This is a genomic window from Amycolatopsis sp. NPDC024027, from assembly GCF_040638975.1.
Lineage (GTDB): Bacteria > Actinomycetota > Actinomycetes > Mycobacteriales > Pseudonocardiaceae > Amycolatopsis.
The window spans coordinates 36,273-57,008 of sequence record NZ_JBEZYY010000026.1 but is presented as its reverse complement, the minus strand read 5'-3'; the positions used below and the strand labels follow the sequence as shown (position 1 = coordinate 57,008).

Sequence of the window (20,736 nt, the reverse complement as noted above, 5' to 3'; positions counted from 1 at the left end):
GGTGGTCCCGGTCAGATGTAGAGCGTGTTGGGCTGGAGGCCGCACAGCACGCGGCCGTACAGCTCCGCGTTGGTGTTCGGGTTCATGAGCGCGTGCAGGTTGATGGCTTGGATGTCGGCCGCGATGCGGTGCATCGGCACGTCGGTGTACACCGACGACCCGCCGCTCGCCATCCGGAAGATGTCCACGGCCTCCTTGGCGAGCCGGCACACGGCGCCGAGATCACCGCGGCACTGGGCGCGCTCCTCGAGCTTCCACTGCGATCCCTCCTCGCCCTTGGCGTCGACGAGGCCGGCGAGCCGGTGCGCGTGCCACTCGGCCCGCTCGATCTTCTGCGAGGCGTCGGCGACCTGCAGGTGCGTGATCGGCGCGTCCTGCTGCTTCGCGTACTCCGTATAGGTGATCTTGCGGTCGGGCAGGCGCTTGAAGAACACCTCGCGTGCGGCCCTCGCGAGCCCGATGGCCGTGCCGACCGACGAGGCGCACGCGACCGGCAACAGCGGCGGCCGGTAGATCGCGGCGTCCCCGTTGGTCTCGGACATCGAGTCGCCGGCCAGTGGCACCGGCAATGGCATGATCCGTTCCTGCGGGATGAAGACGTCCTGCGCGACCGTGCTGACGCTGCCGGAACCTTTCAGGCCCACCACGTGCCAGTCGTCGACGATCAGCAGGTCCGACAGCGGGACCAGCCCCATGATCGGGTACGGTTCGCCGTCCTTCGGCGTGAGGATCGCGATGATCTCCTGCCAGTCGGAGTGCAGCGCGCCGCTGATGAAGCCCCACTTGCCGGTCACGACCACGCCACCGTCGACCGGCTTGGCCATCGCGCTCGGGCTGAGCGTGCCGCACACGGTGGCGTCGTCCTTCGAGAAGATCTCGTCCTGGACGCTGTCCGGGAACTGGCAGGCCATCCAGGTGGGGATCCAGTACACGGAGGTCACCCACGACGCCGACCCGTCCGCGCGGCCGAGCTCGGACGCGACTTCGACGAGCGTGCGGGTGTCGGCCTCGTAGCCGCCGTAGCGCTTCGGGCTGCGCAGCCGGAACATGCCGGCGTCCTTGAGCGCTGCTACCGCGTCGTCGTGCAGGCGCCGGTTCTCCTCCGCCCACGGTGCGTGCTTGCGCAGCGTGGGCACCAGCTCTGCCGCGCGCCGAACGAGCTGTTCTCGCGTCGGAATCTGGTTGGTCGACACAAAACCTCCTAGAGATGTCATGCGCTTGTTTCCTGCGCGGGTCGGCCACCGAAGCTCCAGTCGACGTTCGCACGGGCGTACGACGGGTCGCATCTTCTGAATTGCGAGGAATTCGTGCAGTCCAGAGCCTTGCCAGGGGCCCAGGCCCGCTGAGACGATGATGGTCGTACGAGTTCCTGGGCGCGCTCGATAACCGGTCTACCACCGAGGCCACGCGTTTTCCGTCGAGCCTGAGGAGCACACCTTGACACAGCATTCCGATGTCCTGGACCGGGTCCCAGAACCGGAGCCGGAGAAACCTCCTGGGCCAAGGCGCGGACCGGGCAGGCCCTGGTACCGGCGCACCTGGGTGGCGCCGGCGGCGCTGATCTCGATCGCGTTCATCGCCTACTCGCTGCCGCCGTATCTGAGCTTCGACCCGGCACAGGCCCGAATTCCCGGCCTGCGCCGGGATGTGCCGTGGCACTTCGCCCTGCTGGAAGCCCACATTCTCTTTGGGACGGTCGCGCTGGCCACTGTGCCGTTTCAGATCTGGCCGCGGTTGCGGGTACGCCGTCCCGCGTTGCACCGCACCATAGGCCGCGTGTACGTGTTCGGTGGGGTGATCCCGTCGGGGATCCTGGCGCTGTTCATCGTGCCGTTCTCGGCTGGGCCGCCGGGCAACGCGATCGCGGCGCTGCTGTGGCTCGGCTGCACGGTCACCGGGTTCGTGATGGCGCGGCGGCGCAACTGGGTGGAGCATCGGCGTTGGATGATCTTCAGTTTCGCGCTGTGCATGCAGATCGTGTGGGGGCGGGTCATCTTGCTCACCCTGCGGGTGGTGCCCGGCTACGACATGATCTCCATGCCGCTGGTGCTGGAGACCGCCACCTGGATCGGGTTCGTGATCAATCTGACGATCGCGTACTGGTGGCTGGAGCGGACCAAGACTCGACCACTGGCAACGCGAAAGGTTTAGAGGAGGCACGGCATCAATGGCACCGATGGATTCGTTCCGCGTGGACGTCCCGCAGTCCGAACTGGACGACCTGCACAGGCGCCTCGACGCGGTGCGCTGGCCGTCCGAGCTGTCCGGCGTCGGCTGGAGCCGCGGCGTGCCGGTCGGCTATCTCAAGGAACTGGTCGCCTACTGGCGTGACACCTACGACTGGCGGGCCGCCGAGCGGCAGCTCAATGCCTTTCCCCAGTACGTCACCGAGATCGACGGCGACAACATCCACTTCCTGCACGTCCGATCGCCGGAGGAGAACGCGCTGCCCCTGCTGTTGACCCACGGCTGGCCCGGCTCGATCGCCGAGTTCCTGAACGTCATCGGCCCGCTGACCGACCCGGTGGCGCACGGCGGGTCCGCGGCCGACGCGTTCCACGTGGTGGTCCCGTCGTTGCCCGGGTTCGGCTTCTCCGGTCCCACCACGAAGACCGGATGGACGGTGCACCGGATCGCGCACGCGTGGCGGGAGCTCATGCACCGACTCGGGTACGACCGGTACGGCACGCAGGGCGGCGACGCCGGTTCCCCGGTGTCGCTCGAGGCCAGCCGCGTCGATCCGGCGCACGTGGTCGGCGTGCACGTCAACATGCTGGTGACCGTGCCGTCCGGTGACCCGGACGAGCTGGCCGAGTTGTCCGAAGTGGACAAGGGGCGGCTGGCGGCACTGCAGCGGTTCGACACCGAGCTGTCGCCGTACATGCGGCTGCAGTCGACGCGGCCGCAGACGGTCACGTACGGGCTGACCGACTCGCCGGTCGGGCAGCTGGCATGGATCGTGGAGAAGTTCCGGGAGTGGGCGGACGCGGCCGACGTGCCGGAGGACGCCGTCGACCGCGACCAGCTGCTGACCAACGTGATGATCTATTGGCTCACCAACACGGCCGGCTCGGCGGCCAACTTCTACTACGAGGGCGCGGAGGAACGGGCACAACCCGTCCAGCCGACCGATGTTCCCGTCGGGGTGGCGGTGTTCCCGGAGGACGTGTTCCCGGCGATCCGCCGCCTCGCGGAACGCGACCTGCCGAGCATCACGCACTGGACCGAGATGAACCGCGGTGGCCACTTCGCCGCGATGGAGCAACCGGAGCTGCTGGTGGCCGACATCAGGAAGTTCTTCGCGACGGTCCGTTGACCGCGTCGTCGAAGGGACGCTGTTTCGTCGATCCACCGATCGGTTGGGCCGGTGCGGCCCAACCGATCGATGGATCCGGGCTGTGTGTGCCGTGAGGATGGGGGGCCTACCGGCGGCCAGTCGTCGCCGGTGGCGTCACCGACGTGGCCCGGCCCTCCAGGCGTGACAGCCGGCGGGCGAGGGCAGCTCGCCGGGACAGCCGAGGCTCCGCGCCAACTGGTAGTGCCGGGGCGAGCACCGCGCCGGTGTGCAACCGTTGATTCACTTGTTCGTGGGACTGTTCTGGTAAGCGGTCATCCCCGTCCAGCACGACCAGCCAGGAAGCGTGGATCGCCTCCCGGTCGGAGACCTCGGTTTCGCCGTCCCGCAGCACACCGCCGGCACTGATCTACGAGTTGATCGCGTCGAACGCCGCCGCGTCGTGCTCCGCCCACGCGGTCAAACAATGCGGGTCGCCGCGAGGCAAACGCGCTGGCGCCGGTCAAAGCCAGCCGGAGTCCTTCGCGATCCTGATCGCGTCGACCCGGTTGCGTGCGTTGAGCTTCGCGACCACCGTGGTCAGGTAGTTGCGAACCGTACCGGCCGAAAGGTACAGCCGCACCGCGACTTCGACCGTCTCGTACCCTTCGGCGGTCAGCCGCAGCACGTCGATCTCGCGTTCGGTGAGCGGGCAGTCGGCCGCGTCCCACGCCGCGAGCGCGAGGTCGCCGTCGACCATGCGGCGCCCCGCGGCCACCCCGCGGACGGCGTTGGCGAGCCTGTCCGGCGGCGCGTCCTTGAGCAGGAACCCGCCGACCTTCGCGGCCAGGGCCCGGCGCAGCGTGCCCGGCCTGCCGAGGCTGGTGAGGATCAACGTGCGGCAGCCGGGCAGTTGCTCGTGCAGTTCGCCGGCCGCGGTCAGGCCGTCCTTGCCCGGCAGGTCGATGTCGATGATCGCGACCTCGGCGCCGGTCTCCCTGGCGGCCGGCAGTATTTCGTCGCCGGAGGCGACCTCCGCGACGATCTCGATATCGGGTTCGAGACGCAGCAACGCGACAAGTGCCCCACGGACGATATTCATGTCCTCGGCGAGGATGACCTTGATCACCTGCGCTCCCCCATTCACCGCACCCGCTGATATAAGTTAAACACCGGCAGGGGTTTTCCGCCGCACCTTCGGGAATTCCGGTCCAAATTGCCACAGCGCGTTACATTTCAGGTGCGCTGTGTGGACGGAACCGGCTCCCGTTTTCGTTGTGCCGGCAGAGGATCAAGCTTCGGCGAGCAGCCCCGCGAGACCTGCGTACCCGACTTCCTTCAGCCGTTTCCCCGATTCGGCCGCATATGCCGCGTCCGCTCGGATGCCGACTCCCTCGACCATCCGGTTCATGAAGTTGAACAACGCGCAGACCAGCACGGCGTCGTGCAGCGCACGCTCGTCCCACCCGGCCGCGAACACCGCTTCGGCGTCGGCCTCGGTCATCCGGGCCGGGGTACGGGTCAGCTTGCCGACGTAGGCCAGCACCGGCTTGATCCGGGCGTCCACGGGGGACGAAGCCAGATCCGCGACGGCCGCGGAGAGCAGGCCTTCCGGGACCCCGAACGCCTCGGCGGTCACGGTGTGGATCCCGTGGCAGTAGTCGCAGCTGTTCAGCCCAGACACGTAGGCCGCGATCAGCTCCCGTTCGCCCGGGGTGAACGGCGACTCGCCGCGCAACACTTCCTCGTGGAAGGCCAGCAGGTGCTTCGCCGGGCCGGGGTAGGCGCGGAAGACCTGGAGCAGGGTCGTCTCAGCCGGCAGGGACTTCAGGTAGGACATCGAAGGGATCCTCCGTCTCGATCGGTGCGTCGGCGAGCTCGTCGACGTCACCGCGGCGCAGCGCGCAGGCGGTCAGGTAGGCGATCGTGGCCGGGCCGGCGTCCGGGAGCGCGGCGGCGACCCGCTCGGCGGCTCGCGTCCACTCCTGCCGGTGCGACCCGGGGTTCGGGCGAGGCGGGAATTCGAGCGCCCGCCGCAGCGAGCGCCAGTGCTCGGCGCCCCCGGCGACCAGCCCGGACAGGGTGAAGCCGGCGACGCCGTGGCGGGCCTGGTCGACCGCCTGGGTGACCAGCGCGGGATCGTCGGCCAGCCGGGCCAGGCCGAGGCCGGCGAGCAGCCGGTCGGCCTCGAGGCCGAGCAGGATGACCCCGACCTCGGTGCCCGCCGGGGCGTCGACTCCGGGCAGGGCGAACCGGCTGTCCGCGTATTCAGACACCGACGGCCTCCCGGTGCACGGCGGCGGGCCGGTCGGCGCGGACCGCGGCCGCGACGGCGGCGGCGACCCGGGCCGTCGCGACCCGGTGCCCGTCGATGTTCCGGGCCGCCGGGCCGAGGACCATCCCCGCGGCCGCGCCGATCACCGAAACGCGCGGGGCCCGCTCGAAGGCCATGGTCCGTTCGTCCAGCGCCGGCCAGCCGTCGCGCGCGCCGACCACCTCGTCCGGCAGCAGCCCGGTGCCGATCGACGGCGTGGTGCCCAGCGCGAGCACCACGTGGTCGCCGGTGGCGGCCCGGCCGCCGCCGAGCCGCACGGCCACCGTGCCGCCGGTCCCGGTGGTGATCCGTTCGACGGCCTGCCCGCGGTGCACGACGAGCTGCCCGGCGGCCTCGGCGCGCTCGAACCGGGGGCGGAACTCGAACATGACCGACGCGCGGCGGAACCGGGCCATCAGGCCGAGCCGGTCGGCCCAGCCGACGCTGTCGAACCTCTTCCGGCCCTCGGGCCGGAAGAACGACGAATTGACGTCGGCGCACTGGTAGCGCTCGCCGGACCCGCGGATCACCCAGTGCACCTCGCGGCCCGCGTCCAGCGCACCGCTGATCAGGTGCGCCGCGGTGAGCCCGGCTCCGACGACGATCCGCCGCTCGCCCGCCGGCACCGGCTCGTCCCAGTACGACACGCCGGCCGGCGGCCGCCCGCCGCCCCACCACGAGGGCGGGGCGTCCTGTCGTTCCTCGCCGAGGCAGAGCACGGCGTGGGCCGCGGTGACGGTGAACCGGTCGGCGCGGACGGTCACCGCGTCGGCGGTCGGCAGGACTTCGCGGACCGAGCCGCGCCAGGTCTTCTCCGCGACGTGGTGGCTCGCCACCAGGTGCGCGCAGTAAGCCTCGAACACGTCGACCGGGACCACCGACCGGTGGCCGGCCTGCGCCATCCGGATCTCACGCCGTTCGACGGCGGTCAGGCGCGCCCAGTGCAGCCGGGCGAAGTCGAGCAGCTCGCAGTCGCGGTAGCCCTCCACACCGGGGTGGTGCTCGTAGGGCGAGCGCAGCACCCGTTGCCCGAGCCGGTCGATCCGGTCGAAGAACCGGCCGCACGGCCGGCCGTCGCGGTCGACGACCACGACGTCGTCGACACCGTGGTGCCACAACGCCGACGCGACCGCGAGCCCGGCGGGCCCGGCCCCGACGACCACGACGTCGGCGGTGGCGCGGGGTGTCGTGGCCGACGTCGTGACCGGCGGCGCGGGCAGCCGTGGCCAAGGCCGGCCCCGCGGTGAGTCCAGCAGGTGGGGTCCGGGCACGAACGTGATCACGTACTCCCCCGTCCTCCGGCCACCGGCACCACGCGGGCGCGGTTCAGCCGAGCACCGTGACGGGCACGATCAGCTCGATGACCGGCCGCTGGCTCATCCCGTTGGTGACCAGTTCCTCGAGGGTCTGGCTGGACTGCTCGGTGCTGTCGGTCGCGATCGGGCTGTAGCGCGAGTAGAAGTAGGTCGGCTTGTCGCCGCCGGCTTCCATCGAATACGTCTTGAGCACGGCCTCGCCGGGCCGGACCTCGCCGTCGTAGAAGGTGAGGCGCCGCTGGTCCGGCGTCATGAAGCTCTTCGCGAACTGGGGCGACATCAGCGGCTCGTCGTCGAGGAACACGGAGTCCTCGTCGAGGACCGCCTGCATCGCCACCCACGTCTGGTCGGTGAGGTTGGTCTCGGACTTGATGACCTGCCAGCGTCCCGCCGCGGGCAGGGAAACGCTGACCGAGACGTCGTGGTCGGTCGTGTCGATCGCACCGGTGATCATGAGCACCCGGCGGGCGACATCGGCGACGCCGGTCATCTGGATGTCCCGGGCACGTACCCGGCTGGAAACGTCGAGTCCTGGCAATTCAGGCGAAGACACGCTGGAGCCTCCTCGCTATCCCCCATGAATAACGTTTCGATTCACGAACGCACAAAGGCTTACACACCACGAGAGACGCTGTCAAGGTGAGAAATGCATGGTCGGCACCGGTATTCGTCATGGGTGGGCGCGGGGCGGACCCGTTGGCCCATTCGGCCCACAGTGGCTGGTCCGGCGGTCACTCCCGGTTGCGGCGCTTCGTCCGGGTGGACGCCTGGGCGTCGTCCTCGTGCGCACCGACGTAACAAATCGAGAATGCCGATTCCGCGCGCTGGACCATGACCTTGAGCACCAGCTGCGGCTTCACCAGAATAACGAAATTTCCCGGATTACGAGGGTCGCCGAAAACGTCGTACACGAGAAAAGCGGAACCGTCCGCGATGGCGAACAACGCTTCGTAGACAAGGTTCAGCTCCGTCTGTGACGCCGTCTCGGCCCATTCGTCGAGCACGTTCACGCCCGCGGTGAGCTGGAGGCGCATCGCCATCCTCCGGCCTCCCAACCGAACGTCCGCCGGGTGTCCGGCATCCCGGCGGGCCTGGCCCCGCCGGCGGTCTGCCGACACGCCGGCCCCGAGAAGCTCAAGTGTCCCGCCGGCCCGGCGGGCCGGACATCTCCGTACGTGCGGTCCGGCGCGGGCGGGCACGCGCGGTGCCCGCCCGGAGCCGTCAGTTGTACCCGAGCACGATGTGCTCGCGCAGGTATTCGCGTACCGCGGGGGCCCGCCGGGCCGCCCGGGGCCGGCCACGACCCTCCGCCGCCCGCCCGTGTGCTTCCGCCCGGCGTTTCGCGCCGGCCGGTCCCGCTTCCGCCCGGCGCCGTGCGCTGGATGATCCTGCTGCTGCCATGGCGTTTCCTCCGTTTCCCAGTGGTTGCGACTCCCCGCCATGCCCGCGGGGGCTCGAGGACCGGCCGGACGGCGGTCCGGCGGTGATGGGGCAGGTCACGGGCGGCCGCGGCCCGCTCACCCCGGCAGGCCGGACCGCCGCCACGCACCCGGGCGGCCGGGGACCTCGGCCGCCCGGCCGGCCCAGCCCCGCGGAGGCGGGTCCGCCGGCCCGGGCGGGTCCGCCGGCCCGGCGCGGCCCAGCACGGCCCGCAGGACCACCACCAGCGCCGCCAGCTCCTCGGCGGACGGCTCGCCGCGCAGCACTCGCAGTTCCGCCATCGCCCCTCCCTCAGATCGGCTGGTTGCCGTGTTTGCGAGCCGGTCCCGGCTTGCGCTTGTCCTGCAGCATCTCCAGGCCGCGGGCCAGGGCGGCCCGGGTCTCCGCGGGATCGACGATGTCGTCGACCAGCCCGCGTTCGGCGGCGTACTGCGGGTGCAGGAACTCCTCGGTGTACTCGGCGACGAGCTCGGCGCGCACCGCGTCCGGGTCGTCCGCGTCCGCCAGCTCCCGCCGGTGCAGCACGTTCACCGCGCCCTCGGCACCCATCACCGCGATCTGGTTGGTCGGCCAGGCCAGCGACAGGTCGCAGCCGATCGAGCGCGAGTCCATCACGATGTAGGCCCCGCCGTAGGCCTTGCGCAGGACGACCTGGATCCGGGGCACCGTCGCCTCGCAGTAGGCGTGCAGCAGCTGCGCGCCCTGGCGGATGATCCCGCCGCGCTCCTGCTCCACGCCGGGCAGGAACCCGGGCACGTCGACCAGGCTCACCAGCGGGATGCCGAACGCGTCGCAGAACCGCACGAACCGGGCGGCCTTCTGCGACGCCGGCCCGTCGAGCACCCCGGCGAACACCACCGGCTGGTTGCCGACCAGGCCGACGACCCGGCCGTCGATCCGCGTCAGGGCGCACAGCACGTTTTTGGCCCAGCCCTCGTGCAGCTCGAAGAACTCGCCCTCGTCGGCCAGTTCGGCGAACACGTCCCGCATGTCGTACGGCTGGTTGGGCTCGACCGGGACGAGCTCGGCCAGCTTCGGCCGGTGGTCGTCCTTCGCGCCGGTCGGCGCCGCCGCCGGTGCCGGCTCGAGGTAGTTCGACGGCAGCAGGGAGACGAGGTACCGGACGTCCTCGAGGCACGTCTCCTCGTCGTCGTGCACGACGGTGGCGACACCGGAGTGCACGCCGTGCACGTCGGCACCGCCGAGGTCCTCGTGGCTCACCTGCTCCCCGCTCACCGCGGCCACGACGTCCGGCCCGGTGAGGTACATCCGCGCGGTGTCGCGGACCATGAACGTGAAGTCCGCCAGGGCCGGCGAGTACGCCGCGCCACCGGCGCACGGCCCGACGATCACGCTGATCTGCGGAATCACCCCGGACGCGTCGACCTGGCGGCGGAAGATCCCGCCGTAGCCGTTCAGCGCCAGCACGCCTTCCTGGATCCGCGCGCCGCCGCTGTCGTTGAGCCCGATCACCGGCGCGCCGGCGGCCACCGCGAGGTCGAGCACCTTGTGGATCTTCGCCGCGTGCGCTTCGCCGAGCGAGCCCCCGAAGAGCGTGAAGTCCTGCGCGTAGACGAACACCCGGCGCCCGTCGATGGTGCCGGACCCGGCGACCACGCCGTCGGTGTGCGGCCGGGCCGCCGCGGCGCCGGCCTGGCGGCGGTAGGGCTCGAGTTCGACGAAGGAGTCGTCGTCGAGCAGCAGGGCGAGCCGCTCACGGGCGGTGAGCTTGCCGAGGGAGTGCTGCCGGTGGACCCCGTCGGGCCGGCCGCCGACGATCCGCGCGCGCAGCTCGTCGCGCCGCTGCCGGAGCACGCGCATGGTCGGCGGGCCGGGTGGGGCCTGCTCGGCCGCCCTGGCGAACTCGATCACCTTGGCGTCGCCGGACCCGGCCGGCGGCCCCTCCGCCCGGCGGCGGACGGGCCGGACCGGCCCGTCCGCCGGCGGCACGTCCGCCCGGCGCGCTCCGGAATCCCGGGCTCCGCTCACGCGGCATCCCTCATCCCGGGTTCGTCGGCGTCCTTGGCGACGTCCCGGGCGATCTCGGCGACGATGTCGGACCACACGATGCCGCGGCCGAGCCGGGGCACCGGGCGGATCGGCACCTCGGCCGGCGGCTCGCTCGGCACGGGGCCGGGCATCGGCCGGACGACTCCGAAGGCACCGGTGGCTTCGCTGTTCGCGGTCATCGCGGGAACTCCTTCCGTCACTGCGTTCGCGGTTGCGCGGGGATCCGCGCCGCGGTTTCCGGCCGCGCGGCGGCACCCGCCTGCCGCGCGGTGAGCCGTCCGGTGGCGTGCAGCCAGGCCACCGTGTCGCGCACGGTGTCGCCGGCGGGCCGCGCCCGGACGCCTCCGGTGGGTGCGTCCCCGTCGACGGGGACGGCGGTGGCGCAGACGTAGATCGCGCCGTACTCGGCCGGGATGTGCCACGGCCAGGCGCGCTGCACCAGGTCGGCCAGCCGCCCGACCGGCGCCATCGCCGCCGGCGGCAGGAAGACCGCCGGCAGGCGCCGCCCGGTCGCCGACCGCACCGTGGCGAGGTACTCGCGCGTGGTCAGGAAGCGGCCCGGCCCGAACGCCGCGGGCGCGGCCGCCGCGGGCTCCCCGAGCAGCCTCGCGTGCAGCTCGGCGGAGTCCCGGACGTCGCCGATGGGCAGGCCACCGGACGGCCAGATCGGCATCAGCCCGCGCAGCAGGTCCCGCAGCCGTGCGTTCTGGTCGCCGAGGTGCGGGTCGTGGGGCCCGAGCAACGCCGGCGGGTAGGTGATGGTGACGGGCGCGCCATCGGCCCGGTGCTGCCGCGCGATCCGCTCGGCCGCGGCCTTGGACGCGAGGTAGGGCTCCCGCGGCTCGCCGACCGGGCTCGCCGGCCCGATCGTCGGCCGGTCCGTCGGGTAGAGCGCCCCGACCGTCGAGACGTGCACGATCCGGCCGGTCCCCGCCCGCCGGGCGGCGCCGAGGACGACCTCGGTGCCTTCGGCGTTCACCCGCCACAGCTCGGCCTTCCGCCTGCTGTCGAAGGTGTAGACGCCCGCCGCGTGCAGCAGTGCGTCCGCTCCGGCCACCAGCCGACCGGCCACCGCGGGGTCCGTGACGTCGCCGACCTGGACGTCCACAGTGGACGAATCGGCACCCAGCTGCGCCAGTGCGCGGGCCACGCCGCTCGCGTCCCGGGCGAGCAGCCGGACCCGGTGCCCCCGCCGCAGCAGCGCCGCGACCGTGTGGGCACCGAGGAAGCCGGTGCCGCCGGTGACCGCGATCAGCATGACCTTCACTCCCCTCAGGCCGCGCGGGCGTGGCCGTCGATCCGGTGGTAACCGCCGCCGTAGAAGACGAGCGCCTGCTCGCCGGTGCCGCGGCTGGTGGCGACGACCTGCCCGAGGAAGATCGAGTGGTCACCGCCTTCCAGCACCTCGGCCAGCTCGCACTCCAGCCACGCCAGTGCGCCGGTGAGCAGGGGCGACCCCGTTTTCCGGCCCGTCGTGTACCCGACCGCTTCGAACTGCGCCATCCCGCCGGGACGCCGCCAGTCGGCGAAGTACTTCGAGACGTCCTCCTGCTCGGCGGCCAGGATGTTCACCCCGAACGAGCCCGCCGTGACGATCGAGGCGTGCATCCGGGCCGCCTTCGACACGCAGCACAGCACCATCGGCGGTTCGAGCGACACCGACGTGAACGCGTTCGCGGTCATCCCGTGCGCGTCCTCGCCGCCCGCCGTCAGCACGGTCACCCCGGTCGCGAACTGCCCCAAGGCCTGGCGCAGCCCGGACTGGGCCGAGATCCCGCGGCGCGACGAGGACGTCGGCACCCGCTTCAGCACGTGGGCCCGTTCGGCGGCCTCCGTTTCGTGGCCCACGTCAGACTCCCTTGCCGTTGACCGCCGCCGTCGAGTAGGGCTCCAGCGCCTCCTGCAGCTGCTCGGGGACCCGCGACGGCACGGTGTTCGTGTTGGGGCCGCGCATGCAGGCGATGCGTTGCCGTCCCCTCGCCACCAGCCGCTCCTCGCCGTCTTCGGTGAGGTGGACGTAGTCGAACGCGAACTGGATCTGCGTCGAGGTCTGCTCCTCCAGCCGCATCCGGATGGACAGCTCGTCGAACGCCGTGATCTCGGCGAAGAACTCGCATTCCACCTTGAGGGTGAACAGCTTGAGGTCGTGCCGGACCTCTTCGAGCACCGCGGGTGCCTTGTCCTTCAGGAACATCTCGCGGCACCGGCCCTGCCAGCGCACGTAGTTCACGTAGTAGACGTTGCCCACCAGGTTGGTCTCTTCGAAGCCGACCGTGTGGCGGATCTCGTAGTAACCGGTCATCTTCAGTTCCCCTCCGCGTGGAGCACGGCGAACACGATCGGGTCGGTCCGGTCGTTGACGGTGGTCGACCAGGTGGCGATCAGGGCGTTGCCGCAGGCGAGCAGTGCCCACCCGTCGGCGTCGACCTGGCGCACGGTCAGTGCCTGGGTCATCGAGCCGGTCTTGCGGACGCACTCCACCGCACTCCAGACCCGCGTGTTGGCCACGCTGATCGGCTCGCCGGTGTCCGCGGCCAGCAGCCGGCCGAGGGCGATGAGCTCTTCGCCCAGCAACCCGGCCCAGTCCTCTTCGGTGCGTTCGACCGCCGTCTCGATGTCGCAGGCGACCTGGTCGGCGCCGGCGACCACGAGGGTCAGCTGCGAGGTGTGCGACGCGGTGACGTTCCCCTCGTCGCACTCCGGCTTGCCGTCGGGGCGGTAGCGGACCTCGACCGGGTGGTCGACCGCGCGGCCCGCGGCCAGCGCGGTCTGCGCCCGGCGTTCGGCGACGCCCTCCGCCGGCCGGCCTGCCGGGTCGGGCTCGAGGACCACCGACCGCGTCCCGCCGAGCAGCCGCTCGCAGGCACGCTCCACGTGGGACCCGAGCATCGACGGGACCCACGGCCCGGCGCCGTCGCGCTTGCGGACCGCGCGCAGCTGCAGCCCTTCCCACCGCTCGACCAGCGTCCCGTCCGGGTTGCGCACGTCGAGGTCGTAGACGTAGCTGTCGCCGTCCTGGGAGCGTTCCTTCGCGTCCAGCAGGACGAATTCGTCGTGCTGGCGGCCGGGTTCGGCCAGGTACAGCTTCTCGATGCCCTGCGGCAGCAGCGTCGCGTCCGGGACGCAGCACTGGATCGCGTGCATCATCGCGTCCCGGGTGCCGGGGTCGGCCAGCAACTGCTCCTGGGGCAGGAACGGCGCGAACCAGCTGACGTTCGCGGTCGTCGCGATCTCGGCGACGGCGTGCCGGGCGCTCGCCCGCCGGTAGCCGAGGACGCGCTGGAACCGCTTGCCCTGGAACAGGACCGAGCCGTACAGCTCGCTGATCGGCTCCACCGGGACCGGCGGAAGCGCGACGTCACGAGCGGCCCGCTCACCGAGCTCCTCCGGCCGCGCGAAGCTCAGCCGCGCCCGGAAGTGGTCGGCGCTGAAGCCGGTCTCGTCACTGCGGATGACGACGTCCACGGTGTCCGCGTCCCGGGCCAGCGTGGCCAGCCGGATCGTGGTCGACCCGCCGGGCGAGACGATGATCGGCCGGAGGAACTCGACGTCGGAGAGCACCGGGGTGCCGGTGCGGTTCAGCGTCGCCGCCGCGGCCTGCGTCATGGCCTCCATGCCGAGCACCGCCGGGAACAGCAGCTTCCCGTCGAGCAGGTGGTCGGTCAGGTACGGGTCGCTGCCGTCGGAGAGGTCGGCCTCGGTGATCAGCTCGACACCCGGGTAGTGCACGACCGCGCGGTCGACGAACCGGGTCAGCGGCAGCTCGCGCCGCTGGATCGGCAGCGTGACCAGTCCCGACGTGCGGCCGCAGACCACCAGCACCGGCGGTGTGGCCGGGTCGGCCAGCACCTGGCGGAGGATGGTGATGCCCTCCTCGGTCGGGATCGGCGTGATGCCGTCGCGCATCAGGGCGGACACGACGCCGAGCTTCTCGCCCATGCCGGTGCCCGACCAGACCGACCACTCCAGCGCGATCGCCCGCGCCTGGGGGTGTTCCTGGCCGAAGCGCACGGTCAGCTCGGTCATCCAGTCGTTGGCCGTGGCGTAGTGCGCTTCACCGCGCAGGCCCGCCCGGCCGATGATGCTGCCGAAGGTGACCAGGAGCTTGATCCGGTCGGGGTCCACCGCGGCGAGCACCGCCTTGAGGCCGTCGATCTTCGGCGCGAGGGTCTTGCGGAAGGTGTCCTCGGTCAGGCTGAAGAGGGCAGCCGGTTCGTTGCGGCCCGCGCCGTGCAGCACCGCGGTGACCGGGCCGAGGTCGGCGTCGATCCGGGCGACCGCCTCCGCGACCTGCGCCGCGTCGGTGACGTCGGCGCGCTCGTAGCGGTAGCGGATGCCCGCCGCCTCCATCCGGTCGAGGTTCTCCGCCAGCTCGGTGTCGGACTCCGGGTCGCTGCGCCCGAGCAGGGCCAGCCTGGCGCCGGAGTCCTCGGCCAGCGCCAGCGCGCTCTCCGCCGTGATGCCCTTGCCGCCGCCGGTGACGAGCAGGACGTCGGAGGCGTCCAGCGAGTCGCGGATCGGCCCGGCTTCCGGCGCGGGCAGCGCGGACAGCCGCGGCACCGTGCGCTTTCCGTCGGCGCTGTAGTGGGCTTCGGTGAAGTCCGTGGTCGCGGCGACCTCGGCCACCACGGTGCGGACGGCTTCGGAAACCGCGTCCCCACCGGACGGAGCCGGGTCGGCGAGGTCCACGATCGTCGTCTTGGCCGAGGGGTCCTCGAGCCGCAACGTCCTGGCCAGGCCGGCGGCGCCGTAGCCGTGGTGCACGACCACGAACCGCGTGCCGTTGGGGGCGGCCATGACGGCACGGGCGGCCTCGAGGAACAGGCCCACGTGCTCGGAGTCGCAGTCCGCCGGCAGGCAGAGCAGCACGCCGTCGCCGGTGCCGGCCGCGGCGAGCGCGGCCTTCAGCGGCTCGGACAGCGGGTGCCCCGGCGTCGAGAAGGCCTGCCATTCGTCGTGGGCGTCCCCGGGGGTGCGGTCCGCGGCCGGCCGCGGTGCCGGCACGTGCTCGACCGCGAACGGCCGGACCCACGGCCCGACGCCCGGGGCCTCTTCCGAGCCGGAGGAATCGCTCGGCTTCTCCGTCTCCGCCAGCTCGTCGATCATCTCGGCGAGCTCGCCGAGGCAGACCGTCGCGAAGTTCGGCATCCCCTCCAGCGCGGGCCGGCCCAGCGCCCGGGTGACGTCGTTGACCAGCTGCCCGACCGTGATCGACGACAGGTGCAGGTCGTCGAGCGGGTGCGTGTCGGCGGTGACCGTCTCCAGCGGCAGCTCGACGTGCTCGGCGGCGAGCTTGCGCAGCAGGTCCAGCGTCGAGCTGCCGTCGCCTTCGGTCGCGGAGCCGTCCTCGGCGTCCTGCGCGTTTTCCGCCGCCAGCTCGGCAGCGAGTTCGCTGTCGATCGAGGGGGCGGCTTCGCACGGGCTGGCGAGGAAGCGGAATTCACCGTCGACCGGCAGCGGCCGGATGACGCGGTCCGTGAACAGGGCGTCCAGGGAAACCCGCGCGCCGAGGGCGTAGGCCGCGCCGAGGACCCCGAGCAGGCCGGCCAGCGACGCGTTGTCCGTGTCGATCGCCAGTACCGGCGTTTCCGGCACGGTCTCCTCGAACAGGCCGCTCAGCACCCGGCCGGGGCCGACCTCGACCACCAGGTCGCTGCGCTCGGCGACCTTCGCGGCGGCCTCGCGGAAGCGGACCGGCAGCACGATCTGTTCGCGCAGCAGCTCCGGCAGGTTCTCCGCGGCGTGCAGGACGTCACCGCTGACGGTGGACACGACCGGTCGTTCCAGCCGGGAGAAGTCGAACTCGCCCAGCCGCTCGGTCATCGCGTTCGCGGCCGGTTCGACGGCCGGCGAGTGGAAGGCGTGCGAGACCTTGAGCCGGGTCGCACCGACGCCCTGGGTCTTGGCCTGCTCGACGATGCGGTCGATCGCCTCGGCGGGCCCGGAGATCACGGTCTGCCCGGGCGCGTTGTACCCGGCGATGACGACGTCGTCGCCGAGGCCCAGTGCTTCGACGCGGCCGGGTGAAGCGACGATCCCGGCCATCGCGCCGGTGCCCTCGCCCGCCGTCGTGGCCATCACCTTGCCGCGGATCTTCGCCAGGTCGATCAGCGACCGCTCGTCGAGCGCGCCGGCCCAGTGCAGCGCGGTCAGCTCGCCGAGGCTGTGCCCGGTGGCGGTCGACGCCTCGATGCCGAACGAGCGCAGCACGCGCAGCCCGGCCAGCGAGCCGGTGACGATCCGGGGCTGGGCCACCTCGGTGGCGATCTGGTCGCCGGTGACCGGCAGCGCGGCGACGTGGTGGATCTCGTCGGCCACGGTGAACCGGCGGCGCAGCGCGCTGTCCCCGCCCTGTCCGGACCCCTGGCCCGGGAACAGGTAGCCGATCTTCGGTGCGGAGGTGCGGCTGCTCGCGAAGATGCCGTCGTTACCGTCGAAGACCGCGTCGCCCGACTCGAGCTCTTCGAGGAGCTTGGTCAGCTTCCGCTCGGCCTGCTCCGGGTTGCCCGCGACGACCGCGGCGCGCACCGGCTTGCCCGACAGCTCCCCGGCCAGCGAGCCGGCGAGGTCGGTCAGCTCGGCGAACGACAGCTTCGGCACGATTTCCAGCGTCGCGACGATGCTCCCGCGCAGGGTCGCGACGTCGTCGGCGTCGAACAGCAGCAGCTCGGCGTCCTGACGGCCGGCGACCAGTGCGCGAGCCCGCTCGTCGAGTTCGCGGCGGCGGGACGCGGTCGGCGCCTCGGTGACCGTGATGTGCGAGTTGATCCCGCCGAAGCCCATCGCGGACACCCCGGCGCGGACCGGCTGGTCTTCCGGCCACAGCACCGCGGAACCCGGGACGTACATCCGGGCCGAGGACCCGGTGAGCGACTCGTGCGGCTCGAAGTGCCCGGTGGCCGGCGGGATGACCTGGTGGTACACCGCCAGCGTCGCCTTGATGAGGCCGGCCACCCCGGCCGCGGCCTTGGTGTGCCCGATATTGCCCTTGATCGTCGACAGCGCGGCCTGCGCGGCCAGCGGGTCGGCGTCCCGGCGGGCGGTGGACAGCGCTTCGATCTCGGTGGCGTCGCCCAGCGCGGTGCCGGTGCCGTGGCCCTCGAAGTAGGAGACGGTCTCGACGCCGTAGCCGGCGCGGTCGTAGGCGCGCTTGAGCGCCAGCCGGTGCCCGGCCGCCTCGGGCCGCGTGATGCCGCCCTTGCCGTCGGAGGAGACGCCCCAGCCGCCGATCGACGCGTAGATCCGCTTGCCCTGCTCCAGCGCGTCGCTCTCGCGCATCAGGACCAGCATGCCCGAGCCCTCGCCGGGCCAGAAGCCGTTGGAGCCGGCGTCGTAGACTTTCATTTCGGTCTTGGCCAGCGCGCCGGTCTTCGCGAACCCGATCACCTCGAACGGGTCGATCGAAAGGTCGACACCGCCGGCGACGGCGAGGTCGAGGTCGCCCTGGACTAGCGCGTTGGCCGCGGTCACCACCGAAAGCAGCGAAGACGAGCAGGCGCCGTCGACGGTGTACCCGCCGCCGGCGAAGTCGAAGTGGTTGCACACGCGGCCGGCGATGGTGTTCGCCAGGCCGCCGGCGAGGCTGTCCTCGTTGATCTCGGGGAACGGCTCCTTGTACTGGACCTCGAGCTGCCGCAGGAAGTCTGCGGTCTCGTCGTCCTCCCAGCCGCGCTCGGTCAGCGCCGCGGCGATCGTGCGGCGGACGTACGGCCAGCGCAGCCGCATGATGTTCGCACGGGAGAACTCCCCGGTCAGGCTGTTGCCGATGACGACACCGGTGCTCTGCCGCGGGGCGCCTTCGCCCTCGGCGAACCCGGCGTCGGCCAGGGCCTGCGCCGCGACATCGAGGGCGAGCCAGTGTGTCGTGTCGGTCGCCCGGAAGGTGCTGCCGGCGACCTTGTGCGCCACCCGGTCGAACTCGTAGTCCCGCAGCACGGCAGCTTTCTGCGCGTAGAAGCGGTCGGGCGCCTTGGGGTCGGACGAGTAGTAGTCCGCCCGGTTCATCCGTTCATCCGGCAGCCTGCGGAACGCCCGGCGCCCGGCCAGGACGTTCTCCCAGAGGTCCTCCGGAGAACTCGCGTCGGGATATCGGAGGCCGATACCGACGATCGAAATCCGCTCTACGCTCATGCCACCGCACTCCCACTGGCTCTCGAGCCCCGTATCACGGGAACTTTCGGGTCCCCGCTGTCCGCCGGCGCGGGACCCGAGGTCCCGCCGCCGGCCTGTCTCCGTCTGGCGGCGCCGCCGCTGCCCGGTGGCCCGGGCTGCCGGGCCGTTCAGTCCAGCATCCCCGGGCGATGCGGACCGTCTTCTTCTGTTCCTGCCGGTGGCCGGATCAACAGCACGACCGGACAAGGATCCGCATTGTCCACAATGGATCAGGCATCGAACTGGCCGGGACGGCGTCCCTCGCCCGCCGCTCCGCGATAGGCCTGGGCGATGTCGAGCCACTGGTCGGCCAGCGTGCCCGTCGCGTGCAGGTCGAGGTCGAAGCGGTGCCGCCGCCGGGTGACGAGCAGGCAGAAGTCCTCGGCACTGCCGATGATCCGCTGGGTCGCGTCCGCGGGCCCGAACGTCCACTCCGCGCCCGAAGGGGCGGTGAGCTCGAACCGGAACTCCTCCTCCGGCGGCGTCAGGTTCCGCGCCTCGTAGCCGAAGTCCCGGACCCGCACGGCGAACCCGGCCAGGTGCTTGATCCGGTCCGTCCGCTCGGGACGGACACCCAGCGCGTCGGCGATGTCCTGGCCGTGCCCGAACACCTCCATCATCCCGGCGCACGCCAGCACGTACGGCGGCAGCGGGTTGACCAGCCACGGCACCAGCTGGTCGCCGGGCACGGCCGCGAGGGCCTTGATCGCCGTGTCGCGCTCGGCCCGCCAGCGACCCAGGAGCACCTCCGCCGGGTCGTGGATGTATTCCTGCAGCGCGCCTTCGACCGCTTTCTCGAACCCGACCGCGGCGGAAGCCTTGGCCATCTCGACGAAGGCGTCCGGCTGCGCCGCCGACAGGCCGGCGATCCGGAAGATGAACGCGAGGTGCCCGATCTGGTGCCGGACGTGCCAGCCCGGCGCCGGGGTGGGCGTGTCCCACTCCTCTTCGCTCAGGCCGGCGACGAGTGCGTCGACTTCGGCGGCCTCCGCGGTCAGATCCGCGATCACGCCAGTGGTGTCCTTCACCTGTCTGTCCTCTCCCCGATACGTCGTCTTCTCGTGGGCCCGCAGATCGGCTGCGTGCGGGCGATCTGACCTTCCGATCATCACCCCCGCCGGACGGCGGGGTCTTCTCTTGGCGGGCGGACCGGCAGCCGGTCACCGGCCGCCACGGCCGCGGTGAGACTCGCCCACGACACCAGCTCCACCAGCGCGCGATCGTCCGTCCCATCCGGACGGAACGCCGCGACGTCGGCGGCGTCGACCTGGTACGGCGCCTGGGCGGCGAGCAGGGCGAGCCGGCCCGCCGGCCGGTCGGCGGCGGGGAGTTCGGCGAGCACCGGTTCGGTCCAGGCCCGGCTCAGCCCGGGCGGTTTTCCGTCCCAGGCCTTGATTTCCCGACGGACGAGGTCCCGCACGCCGGCCGGCACCGAGCGTTCGCCCGCCGCCCCGATCGCCGCCGAGGCGCGCGCGAAAGCCTCGCCCAGCACACTGCCCGGCGACGCCCGGTCCGGGCTGTCGGCGGAAGCGGCGGGCAGCAGCTCGAGTGACTCGCCGGGCGGCGGCGCCTCCCCCGGCTTGAGCAGGAAACCCAGTACCGCCTTGGCTTTCGCCCGCGCCGACGGCGGCACGGAGGCCGGCAGCGGCGACGGGCCGAGGAACACGTTCACCATGCGGTTGAGGTAGTGGAACGTCACGGCCACGGCGGCCAGCTCGGCCGCGGCGGGCGCGGAGACGTCCGCGGGCAGCGGGCCCTCACCCCGCGCCCACGCCGCGAGCTCGCGCGTGTCCCGGTCCCGGATCGCCGTGACGGTGTCCGCTTCGATGGCGGCCGCCGCGTCCGGATCGCCCAGGGAGCCGAGCGCCATCGCGTGCACCTCGACGCAGTACGGGCACGAGTTCGCCGCCGACACCGCGGCCGCGACGACCTCCTTGTCGGCCCGGCGAGCCGCTCCGCCCGCGACCAGCGACTCCCGCAGCATCAGCCACGCCGCGGCGAGCGCGTCCGGCGAAGCCGAGTGCAGCGCGATCGGCGGGGCGAGCATCCCGAAGTCCCGCTCGACCTGCCGGTAAACGTCCTTCACGAGCCCGCGCGCCCGCCGCGGCCGCACGGCCTCGACGTACTTGACCTCCCGCAGCGTCCGCCGCAACGCGACCCGCACCATTCCCGGCGCCATTCGTCCTCCCGGATCCGCGTGATCAGAGCGCCGGCACCCGTGATGGGAGGGT

At 72.0% G+C, this 20,736-nt stretch carries 19 protein-coding genes; 2 read left to right on the top strand and 17 right to left on the bottom strand.

Annotation, left to right across the window (positions count from 1 at the left end):
* Positions 1-11: 11 nt before the first annotated feature.
* The gene (locus tag AB0F52_RS42800; RefSeq protein WP_360183638.1) at positions 12-1,193 is read right to left on the bottom strand and encodes an acyl-CoA dehydrogenase family protein; all 1,182 of its coding nucleotides are present in this window, start codon (positions 1,191-1,193) and stop codon (positions 12-14) included.
* A gap of 244 nt (positions 1,194-1,437) precedes the next feature.
* Between AB0F52_RS42800 and AB0F52_RS42795 the strand changes: the two genes are divergently transcribed.
* Together AB0F52_RS42795 and AB0F52_RS42790 are read left to right on the top strand one after the other, a co-directional pair.
* On the top strand, positions 1,438-2,151 hold the full coding sequence (locus tag AB0F52_RS42795; protein ID WP_360183636.1) for a DUF2306 domain-containing protein: 714 nt from the start codon (positions 1,438-1,440) through the stop codon (positions 2,149-2,151).
* Between the two features lie 16 nt (positions 2,152-2,167).
* Positions 2,168-3,316: an epoxide hydrolase family protein gene (locus AB0F52_RS42790; RefSeq protein WP_360183634.1), complete on the top strand. Its 1,149-nt coding sequence runs from the start codon at positions 2,168-2,170 to the stop codon at positions 3,314-3,316.
* A gap of 481 nt (positions 3,317-3,797) precedes the next feature.
* Here AB0F52_RS42790 and AB0F52_RS42785 read toward each other — a convergent pair whose 3' ends face one another.
* The 16 genes from AB0F52_RS42785 to AB0F52_RS42710 all read right to left on the bottom strand — a co-directional run bounded on the left by AB0F52_RS42785 (position 3,798) and on the right by AB0F52_RS42710 (position 20,684).
* Positions 3,798-4,403 carry a response regulator transcription factor gene (locus AB0F52_RS42785; protein WP_360183632.1) on the bottom strand — a complete coding sequence of 202 codons (606 nt, stop codon included), beginning with the start codon at positions 4,401-4,403 and terminating at the stop codon, positions 3,798-3,800.
* A 162-nt stretch (positions 4,404-4,565) separates the two neighbouring features.
* Positions 4,566-5,114, bottom strand: coding sequence for a carboxymuconolactone decarboxylase family protein (locus AB0F52_RS42780; protein WP_360183630.1), 549 nt, complete (start codon positions 5,112-5,114; stop codon positions 4,566-4,568).
* Positions 5,086-5,550, bottom strand: coding sequence for a DUF6187 family protein (locus AB0F52_RS42775; RefSeq protein ID WP_360183628.1), 465 nt, complete (start codon positions 5,548-5,550; stop codon positions 5,086-5,088). Before AB0F52_RS42775 ends, AB0F52_RS42780 begins: the two co-directional genes overlap by 29 nt.
* Positions 5,543-6,871 carry an NAD(P)-binding protein gene (locus AB0F52_RS42770; RefSeq protein WP_360183626.1) on the bottom strand — a complete coding sequence of 443 codons (1,329 nt, stop codon included), beginning with the start codon at positions 6,869-6,871 and terminating at the stop codon, positions 5,543-5,545. The genes AB0F52_RS42775 and AB0F52_RS42770 overlap by 8 nt, the downstream gene beginning before the upstream one ends.
* A gap of 43 nt (positions 6,872-6,914) precedes the next feature.
* The gene (locus AB0F52_RS42765) at positions 6,915-7,394 is read right to left on the bottom strand and encodes a DUF6423 family protein (RefSeq protein ID WP_360183755.1); all 480 of its coding nucleotides are present in this window, start codon (positions 7,392-7,394) and stop codon (positions 6,915-6,917) included.
* A gap of 241 nt (positions 7,395-7,635) precedes the next feature.
* Positions 7,636-7,944: a DUF6235 family protein gene (locus AB0F52_RS42760; RefSeq protein WP_360183624.1), complete on the bottom strand. Its 309-nt coding sequence runs from the start codon at positions 7,942-7,944 to the stop codon at positions 7,636-7,638.
* Positions 7,945-8,125: 181 nt separating this feature from the next.
* Positions 8,126-8,305, bottom strand: coding sequence for a hypothetical protein (locus AB0F52_RS42755; protein WP_360183622.1), 180 nt, complete (start codon positions 8,303-8,305; stop codon positions 8,126-8,128).
* Positions 8,306-8,421: 116 nt separating this feature from the next.
* Positions 8,422-8,625 carry an acyl-CoA carboxylase epsilon subunit gene (locus AB0F52_RS42750; protein ID WP_360183620.1) on the bottom strand — a complete coding sequence of 68 codons (204 nt, stop codon included), beginning with the start codon at positions 8,623-8,625 and terminating at the stop codon, positions 8,422-8,424.
* Positions 8,626-8,635: 10 nt separating this feature from the next.
* Entirely contained in the window at positions 8,636-10,165 is a 1,530-nt protein-coding gene (locus AB0F52_RS42745; protein ID WP_360183753.1) for an acyl-CoA carboxylase subunit beta, read from the bottom strand.
* Between the two features lie 164 nt (positions 10,166-10,329).
* Positions 10,330-10,533 carry a DUF6222 family protein gene (locus AB0F52_RS42740; RefSeq protein WP_360183618.1) on the bottom strand — a complete coding sequence of 68 codons (204 nt, stop codon included), beginning with the start codon at positions 10,531-10,533 and terminating at the stop codon, positions 10,330-10,332.
* Positions 10,534-10,550: 17 nt separating this feature from the next.
* Positions 10,551-11,612, bottom strand: a complete 1,062-nt coding sequence (locus AB0F52_RS42735; protein WP_360183616.1) for an SDR family NAD(P)-dependent oxidoreductase — start codon at positions 11,610-11,612, stop codon at positions 10,551-10,553.
* A gap of 14 nt (positions 11,613-11,626) precedes the next feature.
* On the bottom strand, positions 11,627-12,202 hold the full coding sequence (locus AB0F52_RS42730) for a flavin reductase family protein (RefSeq protein WP_360183614.1): 576 nt from the start codon (positions 12,200-12,202) through the stop codon (positions 11,627-11,629).
* A gap of 1 nt (position 12,203) precedes the next feature.
* On the bottom strand, positions 12,204-12,656 hold the full coding sequence (locus AB0F52_RS42725; protein ID WP_360183612.1) for an acyl-CoA thioesterase: 453 nt from the start codon (positions 12,654-12,656) through the stop codon (positions 12,204-12,206).
* A 2-nt stretch (positions 12,657-12,658) separates the two neighbouring features.
* Positions 12,659-18,484: a type I polyketide synthase gene (locus tag AB0F52_RS42720; RefSeq protein WP_360183610.1), complete on the bottom strand. Its 5,826-nt coding sequence runs from the start codon at positions 18,482-18,484 to the stop codon at positions 12,659-12,661.
* 251 nt (positions 18,485-18,735) lie between these two features.
* Entirely contained in the window at positions 18,736-19,533 is a 798-nt protein-coding gene (locus AB0F52_RS42715) for a TIGR03084 family metal-binding protein (protein ID WP_360183608.1), read from the bottom strand.
* A gap of 80 nt (positions 19,534-19,613) precedes the next feature.
* On the bottom strand, positions 19,614-20,684 hold the full coding sequence (locus AB0F52_RS42710) for a carboxymuconolactone decarboxylase family protein (RefSeq protein ID WP_360183606.1): 1,071 nt from the start codon (positions 20,682-20,684) through the stop codon (positions 19,614-19,616).
* Positions 20,685-20,736: the final 52 nt, after the last annotated feature.